Below are 7,959 nucleotides of genomic sequence, written 5' to 3'. Positions count from 1 at the left end.
TGCACGCGATGGGCCCGCTCCTCGACGTGGTCGGCACGGGGCCAAGGGGGCGCGCGCGCGAGTTCGGCGACGCCATGGGGCTCATCGCCGCCGAGGGCCGGGGGGTTCTGGTCCTCCTTCGCGATCTGACCATGAAGCTCAGCCCCGGCGACGAGGTCTCGCCGCAGACGCTCCGGCAATACGGGCTCGGGGCGCAGATCCTCTCGTCGCTCGGGATCTCGGAGATGATCCTCCTGACCAATTCGCCCAAGCCGAAGGTGGTGGGCCTCGAGGCCTACGGGCTCTCCATCGTCGGCACGCGCAAGATATCGGAGCTTGGATAGATGGCCGGACATTCCGACAACGACCTGGGGCTGCCGTCCTTCGACCGGCCGGTGAAGATCGCCATCGTGATCGCGCCCTACTACACCGCGATCGCCGAGGCGCAGCTCGCCGCCGCGAAGGCCGTGCTCGAGCGCGCGGGCGCGGCGCACGAGACGATCGAGGTGCCGGGTTCGCTCGAGATTCCGACCGCGATCGGCATCGCGCACCGGCTGTCGAACTTCGACGGCTACGTGGCGCTGGGCTGCGTGATCCGGGGCGCGACCTCGCATTACGACGTCGTGGTGAACGAGAGCGCTCGGGCGCTGACCATGCTGGGCCTCCAGGGCGTCTGCATCGGCAACGGGATCATCACGGTCGAGACCCGCGAACAGGCGGAGGAGCGCGCGGATGCCGCGCGGCTCAACACCGCCGGAGGGGCGGCGGAGGCCGCGCTCCACCTCGTCGCGTTGACGCGCCGGTTCGGAAAGCCTAAGGGCGGCGTCGGTTTCAAGCCGCGGTCCGAGAGCATCGAGATCGCCGGCGACAGCGAAGGCTCCTCGACAGCATGACCGATCCCGCCGATCCGGCGCCCCGCCCGAATGGCCCCAGCCGGGAAGAACGCCGCCAGATGCGCTCCGCCGCGCGGCTCTACGCCGTGCAGGCGCTGTTCCAGATGGAGGTCTCCGGCCAGACGGTGGAGGCCGTGCGCCGCGAGTTCGAGACGCACCGCTTCGGTGCGGTCTACGACGGCGAGGAGATGGCCGAGGGCGATCCCGAGCTCTTCTCCCGGACCCTCGACGATGCCGTGAACTGGCAGGCGCGGATCGACCAGATGACCGACCGGGCGCTGGTGGCGAAATGGCCGATCCACCGGATCGACCCGACGCTCCGCGCGCTCTTCCGCGCCGCGGGGGCCGAGTTGGTCGAGGGCGAGGCGCCGCCGAAGGTCGTCATCAGCGAGTATGTCGACGTCGCGCGCGCCTTCTTCCCCGAGGGGCGCGAGCCCAAATTCGTCAACGCCGTGCTCGACCACATGGCGCGCGAGGCGAAGCCCGACGCCTTCTGAATCTCCGCTGCCACAGGGCGCGGAAAAAGCGTGTGGCGCGTCCTTGCGACGCCGGTCCGCGCCGCCTATCTGCCCGCCGACGCAAGCGGCCCGACGCCCGCGCCAGGACCGACAGGGAAGCCTTCATGAATGCGGTGATGATGGTGGCGGGCCTCGTCCTGCTGCTCGGCGGAGGTGAGACCCTCGTGCGCGGCGCGGTCGCCTTCGCGACGCGCATGCGCCTTCCAATGGCGGTGGTCGGCGCCGTGGTGCTGGGATTCGGCACCTCCATGCCCGAGCTTCTCACCTCGGTCTCGGCAGCGTTCGCGGGCGCGCCGGGCATCGCCATCGGCAACGTCATGGGCTCCAACGTCGCCAACATCCTCCTCATTCTCGGCGTCGCCGCCGTCATCGCGCCGATGCGGGCCGATGCCGCCCCGAACGAGGACCGCATCTGGCTGGCGATCGCGACCGTTCTCGGCATCGGCGTGATCGTGCAGGGCGCAGCCGTTGGCAGGATCGATGCCACACTGCTCCTCATCGCGCTCGCGATCTACGTCTGGCGCGCGCTCAACCGCGACGACGTGAGCGAGGCGGTGGAGCCGATCGAGGGCATGGGGACGGGCAGGATGACCCTGCTGCTTCTCGGCGGTCTTCTGGCGCTGATAGGGGGAGCCTGGCTGCTGGTGGAGGGTGCGGTCGGCATCGCCACCGCGCTCGGCGTCAGCGAGACGGTGATCGGCCTGACCATCGTGGCCGTCGGCACCTCGCTGCCCGAGCTCGCCACGAGCTTCGCCGCCGCGCGCAAGGGCGAATCGGAGCTGGCGCTCGGCAACGTGCTCGGCTCCAACGTGTTCAACATCCTTGCAATTCTTGGTCTCACGGCGGCCATCGTGCCGATCCCGGTGCCCGCGGACCTGTCCGTGGTCGACCTCGCGGTCGTCGCCGCGGCGGCGGCTGCCCTCCTTTTCGTGCTCTTCCTGGGCAGGATCGGGCGGGGCGTCGGCTCGCTCTTTCTCCTCGCCTATGCCGCCTACGTCGGCTGGCTCGCCCTGGTCGGCTGACGGGGCCGCCGGATGCCCGGCGGCTGCGGTTCGCGGAAAGTTAGGTTTTTCCCCCTAGGCGTTCTGGATGGAAGGGCCGGAATTCGCGCAGCGGGTGCGGCATGCTGGCATCGCACTTGCAGCAAGGCGAAAGCCTGCTAGCCTTTGCAGGAGGAAAAGGAGGCCCTGATGCCCGATCACATCAAGTTCCTGCTGCGCCACGCAGCCTTCGGCGCCGTCCTGGCCGCCGGCTTCGTGGGCGCGCTCCTCTGGCTCAACGTCGGCAACCTCTGGCACCTCGTGACGCATACCGCCGAGGGGCCGATCGCCGTCGTCATGCTGTTGGTGTTCTGCACCATCACCTTCGGGTCGGCGCAGATCGGCTACAAGATCATGACGCTGGGCGAGAAGGACGACGACGAGCCCCGCGGCGGGCGCCGCGACGCGGTCCGCGTGCTCGACGCGATCCCGGTTCCGGTCAAGGTCGCGGTCAAGACCCCGGTGCGCGGCGACCGCCGCCACTGATCCCGCGCGATCCCCGAAAGACGACGAAAGGCCGGCGCCATCGCGTCGGCCTTTTCGCGTGCCGTCTTCTCCGTGGGAAGGGAGGTGGCGGGACCACACCAACCGTGGAGGCGTCAATTCCCGAGGACCTGCATGAACAGGTGGGTGCCAGGTAGTCGGACCAGGATCCGGCCAGAGCCAGCCCCCTCGGAAAAGTTATAGCCCACCGGAATTTTGCCACAGGCACGAGAAGGGCAGAACCCGCCAAGCCGAGACTTAAGGCGCCCGCCGCCGCCCGACAAGGGGCGCCCGGGCGAAAGCGGCCGGTTGAACATGTTCTCTTAATGTTCCAAGATGGGCGCATGAGCATCGCCGCCGATCTCCAGGGCCTCATGCCAGGCCAGCTCCTCGCGCGGGGCGTCTGCCGCCACCTCGCGAGCCACGGCTTCGCGACGCTCGAGGAGTTCACGCCCGAGCGGGGCAAGCGTCTCGACGTCATGGCGATGGGACCGAAGGGCGAGTTCTGGATCGTCGAGTGCAAGTCGAGCCGCGCGGACTTCACCTCGGACGGCAAGTGGGGCGGCTATCTCGACTGGGGCGACCGCTACTTCTGGGCCGTCGACGCGGATTTCCCGGTCGAGCTCCTGCCCGAGGACACGGGCCTCATCGTGGCGGATGCCTGGGACGCCGAGATCCTGCGCATGGCCCCCGAGACGAAGCTCGCCGGCGCGCGGCGCAAGGCCGTGACCCAGCGCTTCGCCCGCATCGCGGCGCAGCGGCTGCACCTCCTGCGCGATCCGGGCGCGGTCCTCTGAGGCCCTAGCGCTTCTTCGCCATCTTCCGTGCGGCGGCAGCGGCGGCGCGCAGTTCCTCCGCGATCTCCTCCGCCTCCTCCGGGTCGAAGTCGAGCGGCAGGTCGACCCCCTCGCCCTCGACGTAGATCCGCACCATCCCGAGCGTCGTGGGCCCGATCTGCAGATTGGCCGAGACGTCGCTTTCGCTGTTGATGCCCATGGGCCATGCCTCCAAAGCTGTGGCGGGAGGTAGCGGCAGATGGCGATGTCCGCAAGCGACGTGCTGCTCGACAGGGTCCGGACGGGGGACGCGGGCTGGCTCGTCATGCGCCACGGCGAGCTCTACGCCGAGGAGGCGGGCTTCGACGCGAGCTTCGAGCCGCTGGTGGCGCGCATCTTGGCGGATTTCCTCGAGGGCCACGATCCGGCACGCGAGAGGGGCTGGATCGCGCGGGCCGGGGGGCGGCGCCTCGGCTCGATCTTCTGCGTGCAGGGGCCGGGGCCGGAGACCGCGAAGCTGCGCCTCTTCCTCCTCGAGCCCGAGGCGCGGGGGATCGGCCTCGGCCAGCGGCTCCTCGACGCCTGCCTCGGCTTTGCGAAGGAGGCGGGTTACGCGCGCATGACGCTCTGGACCCACGAGAGCCACCAAGCCGCCTGCCGCCTCTACGCGCGGAACGGATTCTCCTGCACCGCGTCGAAGCCCGTGCGCTCCTTCGGACAGGACCTCGTCGAGCAGGAATGGACCCGCGATCTGTGATCGCGCCGGAAAACGAGGTTTTCCGGGCCGTTTTCCGTGCGGAAAACGGCCCGCCGCCCGGCCGCGACCCTCTTGCAATCGAGGCGCCGCGGCGCTATCCCGCCCGCCAGTGCCGCCTTAGCTCAGTTGGTTAGAGCGCTGGATTGTGGATCCAGAGGTCCCCCGTTCAAGCCGGGGAGGCGGTACCACCTTCCCTCAGGGCAGATCCATCTCCTGCAGGAGAGCGCGGCTCTCGCTGTCGTAGACGCGGATCGCGCCGTCGTCGGCGACGATCACGGTCCGGCCAGCGATGACGCTGATCCCGACGACGCCGACGCCGTCGGGCACGACGAACATCCCCGGGTCGATCCGCACGGGCGCGGCCCCCGCGTTCAGCCGGATGACAAGCAGCGTCACGATGGTTATGACGCCCAGGATCATCGCCAGCGTCAGCACCGTCACAAGCGTCTTGAGAAAGCGCAGCTCGCGGGGCAGTCCCGCGCCCGTCCCGCCGTTCGGAGCCTCGTCCATGCGCACCCGCCTCGTCGAATTCCGGATCGGGCCCGACCCGGGCCCGCGCCTTGATAAGGCACTGGGCCGCGACGTGCCAGAGGAGGCGGCGTTGAGCCGGTCGCGCCTCGCCCGCCTGATCGGGGCGGGGGCGGTGCGCGTCAACGGCGCCGTCGTGACGGACGCGCGCGCGCGATTGGCCGAGGGGGACGCCATCGCCATCGAGGTCGAGGAGGCCGCCGAAGTCGCGACGGCGGCGCAGGACATCCCCCTCGACATCCTCTTCGAGGACGCGGATCTCTGCGTGGTGAACAAGCCCGCGGGCATGGTCGTGCATCCCGCGCCGGGCTCGCCCGAGGGAACGCTCGTCAACGCGCTCCTGCACCATTTCGGCGACGACCTCTCGGGCATCGGCGGCGAGAAGCGTCCGGGCATCGTGCACCGGATCGACAAGGACACCTCGGGCCTGCTCGTCGTGGCGAAGTCCGACCGTGCGCATCACGGCCTCGCGGACCAGTTCGCCGACCACTCGATCGAGCGGGAGTACCAGGCGCTCTGCCACGGCGTGCCGGACGTCGCGGACCCGCGCCTGCGGGGTGTGAAGGGCGTTCACGTGACGCCCGAGGGGCTGATCCGCATCACGACGCAGCTCGCCCGCCACAAGACCGACCGCCAGCGCCAGGCGGTGCTGTTCCAGGGCGGGCGGCACGCGGTCACGCATGTGCGGGTGGAGGAAGGCTTCGCGGGCGCCGTCGCACGCGTCTCCTGCCGGCTCGAGACCGGGCGCACGCACCAGATCCGCGTGCACATGGCCCATATCGGCCACGGTCTCGTCGGCGATCCGGTCTATGGCGGGCGGCGCAAGGTGTCGGAGAAGGCGCTGGGCCCCGTCGCTGCGCAGGTCATGGCCTTCTCCCGCCAGGCGCTCCATGCCGCGACGCTCGGCTTCGCGCATCCGGTGACGGGCGAGGCCCTGCGGTTCGAGGCCCCGCTTCCGCCCGACATGGCGGCGCTTCTGGAGGCCCTGCGCGGCGCGACCCTGTAACTTGTGCACACATGCACGTTACCGGGTCGAAGCCTGGATTGATGTTCGCGCTAACGTAGGGCATAAAACTGAACCGAACGGTCCAGCGAGGATCTTGACGGAAAGTTAATCGAGTTTACATGAAACCCGAACGGTTCGCGCCGCGTAACCGAATCAAAGGGGGGTGATGACAGTGAGCACCTACGCAAATCTTCCCGCGCCGTCCCCGGAACAGGGTCTGAACCGCTATCTCCAGGAGATCCGGAAGTTCCCGATGCTGGATCCGGACGAGGAGTACATGCTCGCCAAGCGGTGGGTGGAGGATCAGGACACCGAGGCCGCGCACCGGCTGGTGACCAGCCATCTGCGCCTCGCGGCCAAGATCGCCATGGGCTACCGGGGCTATGGACTGCCGCAGGCCGAGGTGATCTCGGAGGCGAACGTGGGCCTGATGCAGGCCGTGAAGCGCTTCGATCCCGAGAAGGGGTTCCGCCTCGCGACCTACGCGATGTGGTGGATTCGCGCCGCGATCCAGGAATACATCCTGCGGTCGTGGAGCCTCGTGAAGCTCGGCACCACCTCGGCACAGAAGAAGCTGTTCTTCAACCTGCGCAAGGCCAAGGCCCGCATCGGCGCGCTCGAGGAGGGGGACCTGCGCCCCGAGAACGTGGCGCGCATCGCCCACGACCTCGGCGTGACGGAGGAGGAGGTCATCTCGATGAACCGCCGCCTCTCGGGCGGGGACGCCTCGCTCAACGCGACGGTGGGCAGCGAGGATGACAGCTCGACCCAGTGGCAGGACTGGCTCGAGGACGAGGACGCCGACCAGGCCTCCGCCTATGCCGAGCGGGACGAGTACACGCAGCGCCTCGCCATGATGGAGCAGGCGATGGACGTCCTGAACGAGCGCGAGCGGGACATCCTCACCCAGCGTCGGCTGCAGGACAGCCCGGTGACGCTCGAGGACCTGTCCTCGGTCTACAACGTCAGCCGCGAGCGCATCCGCCAGATCGAGGTGCGCGCGTTCGAGAAGCTCCAGAAGCGCATGCGCGAACTGGCGAAGGAGCAGGGGATGATGGCGACCGCCTGACCCCCGCCCGCAAGACCACGGACCGGCCGCGCCCTTCGGGTGCGGCCGTTTCCGTTTCCGCGCGGGCCTTTCGCGCGACCGCGCCGCGCGCTATGGCTGTCGCCATGACGGACAGAACAGTGAATTGGGGCGTCCTCGGCGCCTCGGGCTTCGCCCGCAAGGTCATGGCCCCCGCGATCCACGACGCGCGCCGCTCGCGCCTCGCCGCAATCGCCACGCGCGACCGCTCGAGGGCCGCGCCCTTCGTCGAATACGCGCCGGGGCTGAAGGTCCACGACAGCTACGACGCGCTCCTCGCCGACCCGGAGATCGACGCGATCTACGTGCCGTTGCCGAACGCGCTGCATGTCGAGTGGACGGAGCGCGCGGCCCGCGCGGGCAAGGCGGTGCTCTGCGAGAAGCCCATCGGGCTGACGGCGGCGGATGTCGACCGGCTCATCGCGCTCCGCGACGAGCTCGGCGTCTTCATCGCCGAGGCCTGGATGCCGGCGCACCATCCCCAATGGCTCCGTGCCCGCGAGATCGTGACGGGCGGCGGTATCGGGCGGCTGCACAGCGTCACCGGCGTCTTCACCTACGGGCTGAACGACCCCGCGAACGTGCGCAACAGTGCCGAACTGGCGGGCGGCGCGCTCCGCGACATCGGGGTCTATCCGATCGGCGCCTTCCGCTTCGCCACGGGGCTGGAGCCGCACGTGACGGGCGCCGAGGCGCTGTGGGAGGACGGGATCGACGCCTCGACCTGGGTGCAGGCCCGGGCGGGGGAGGTGCGCTTCTCCTTCCACGTCTCGATGCGGACGACCAAGCGGCAGGAGATGGTCTTCGAGGGCGACGCGGGCTGGCTTGTCGTCACGGCGCCCTTCAATGCAGGTGTGTATGGTCAGGCCGATCTCCACCTCCGCCGCGAGGG

At 69.5% G+C, this 7,959-nt stretch carries 12 protein-coding genes and 1 tRNA gene; 11 read left to right on the top strand and 2 right to left on the bottom strand.

Translation table 11 applies throughout. The features are described from left to right. From ACTS11_RS15470 to ACTS11_RS15445, 6 genes are all read left to right on the top strand, one after another. On the top strand, positions 1–323 hold a 323-nt coding region (locus ACTS11_RS15470; protein WP_442641194.1), incomplete at its 5' end, for a GTP cyclohydrolase II. Further along, the gene (locus ACTS11_RS15465) at positions 324–872 is read left to right on the top strand and encodes a 6,7-dimethyl-8-ribityllumazine synthase (protein WP_442641193.1); all 549 of its coding nucleotides are present in this window, start codon (positions 324–326) and stop codon (positions 870–872) included. It begins immediately after the preceding gene. A 59-nt stretch (positions 873–931) separates the two neighbouring features. Continuing rightward, positions 932–1,369, top strand: a complete 438-nt coding sequence (gene nusB, locus ACTS11_RS15460) for a transcription antitermination factor NusB (RefSeq protein WP_442641192.1) — start codon at positions 932–934, stop codon at positions 1,367–1,369. Between the two features lie 125 nt (positions 1,370–1,494). Further along, complete coding sequence (locus ACTS11_RS15455) at positions 1,495–2,412, top strand: calcium/sodium antiporter (protein ID WP_442641191.1); 918 nt, start codon at positions 1,495–1,497, stop codon at positions 2,410–2,412. Between the two features lie 168 nt (positions 2,413–2,580). Continuing rightward, complete coding sequence (locus ACTS11_RS15450) at positions 2,581–2,916, top strand: hypothetical protein (RefSeq protein ID WP_442641190.1); 336 nt, start codon at positions 2,581–2,583, stop codon at positions 2,914–2,916. Between the two features lie 341 nt (positions 2,917–3,257). Further along, entirely contained in the window at positions 3,258–3,710 is a 453-nt protein-coding gene (locus ACTS11_RS15445) for an MmcB family DNA repair protein (protein ID WP_442641189.1), read from the top strand. Positions 3,711–3,714: 4 nt separating this feature from the next. Here the strand turns inward: ACTS11_RS15445 and ACTS11_RS15440 are convergent, their stop codons facing one another. Beyond that, positions 3,715–3,909, bottom strand: coding sequence for a DUF6324 family protein (locus tag ACTS11_RS15440; protein WP_442641188.1), 195 nt, complete (start codon positions 3,907–3,909; stop codon positions 3,715–3,717). Between the two features lie 39 nt (positions 3,910–3,948). On the opposite strand from ACTS11_RS15440, the gene ACTS11_RS15435 reads away from it, so the two are divergent. Then, a complete protein-coding gene (locus ACTS11_RS15435) occupies positions 3,949–4,446 on the top strand; it encodes a GNAT family N-acetyltransferase (RefSeq protein ID WP_442641187.1) in 498 nt (165 codons plus the stop codon). Positions 4,447–4,557: 111 nt separating this feature from the next. Continuing rightward, positions 4,558–4,634, top strand: a tRNA-His gene (locus ACTS11_RS15430). A 7-nt stretch (positions 4,635–4,641) separates the two neighbouring features. Here ACTS11_RS15430 and ACTS11_RS15425 read toward each other — a convergent pair. Further along, positions 4,642–4,956: a DUF6476 family protein gene (locus ACTS11_RS15425; protein ID WP_442641186.1), complete on the bottom strand. Its 315-nt coding sequence runs from the start codon at positions 4,954–4,956 to the stop codon at positions 4,642–4,644. Here ACTS11_RS15425 and ACTS11_RS15420 point away from each other — a divergent pair. The 3 genes from ACTS11_RS15420 to ACTS11_RS15410 all read left to right on the top strand — a co-directional run. Next, a complete protein-coding gene (locus tag ACTS11_RS15420) occupies positions 4,955–5,980 on the top strand; it encodes an RluA family pseudouridine synthase (protein WP_442641185.1) in 1,026 nt (341 codons plus the stop codon). The two genes, ACTS11_RS15425 and ACTS11_RS15420, sit on opposite strands and share 2 nt — an antisense overlap. A gap of 172 nt (positions 5,981–6,152) precedes the next feature. Next, positions 6,153–7,049: an RNA polymerase sigma factor RpoH gene (gene rpoH, locus ACTS11_RS15415; RefSeq protein ID WP_442641184.1), complete on the top strand. Its 897-nt coding sequence runs from the start codon at positions 6,153–6,155 to the stop codon at positions 7,047–7,049. Positions 7,050–7,153: 104 nt separating this feature from the next. After that, positions 7,154–7,959 (top strand): Gfo/Idh/MocA family protein (locus tag ACTS11_RS15410; protein ID WP_442641183.1); only part of this gene is annotated, 806 nt, incomplete at its 3' end.

Origin of the sequence: Roseicyclus sp., assembly GCF_052168335.1 — a bacterium.
GTDB lineage: Bacteria > Pseudomonadota > Alphaproteobacteria > Rhodobacterales > Rhodobacteraceae > Roseibacterium.
Note: the sequence above shows the minus strand (reverse complement) of the source record. Positions and strands in the feature narration are given on the sequence as shown.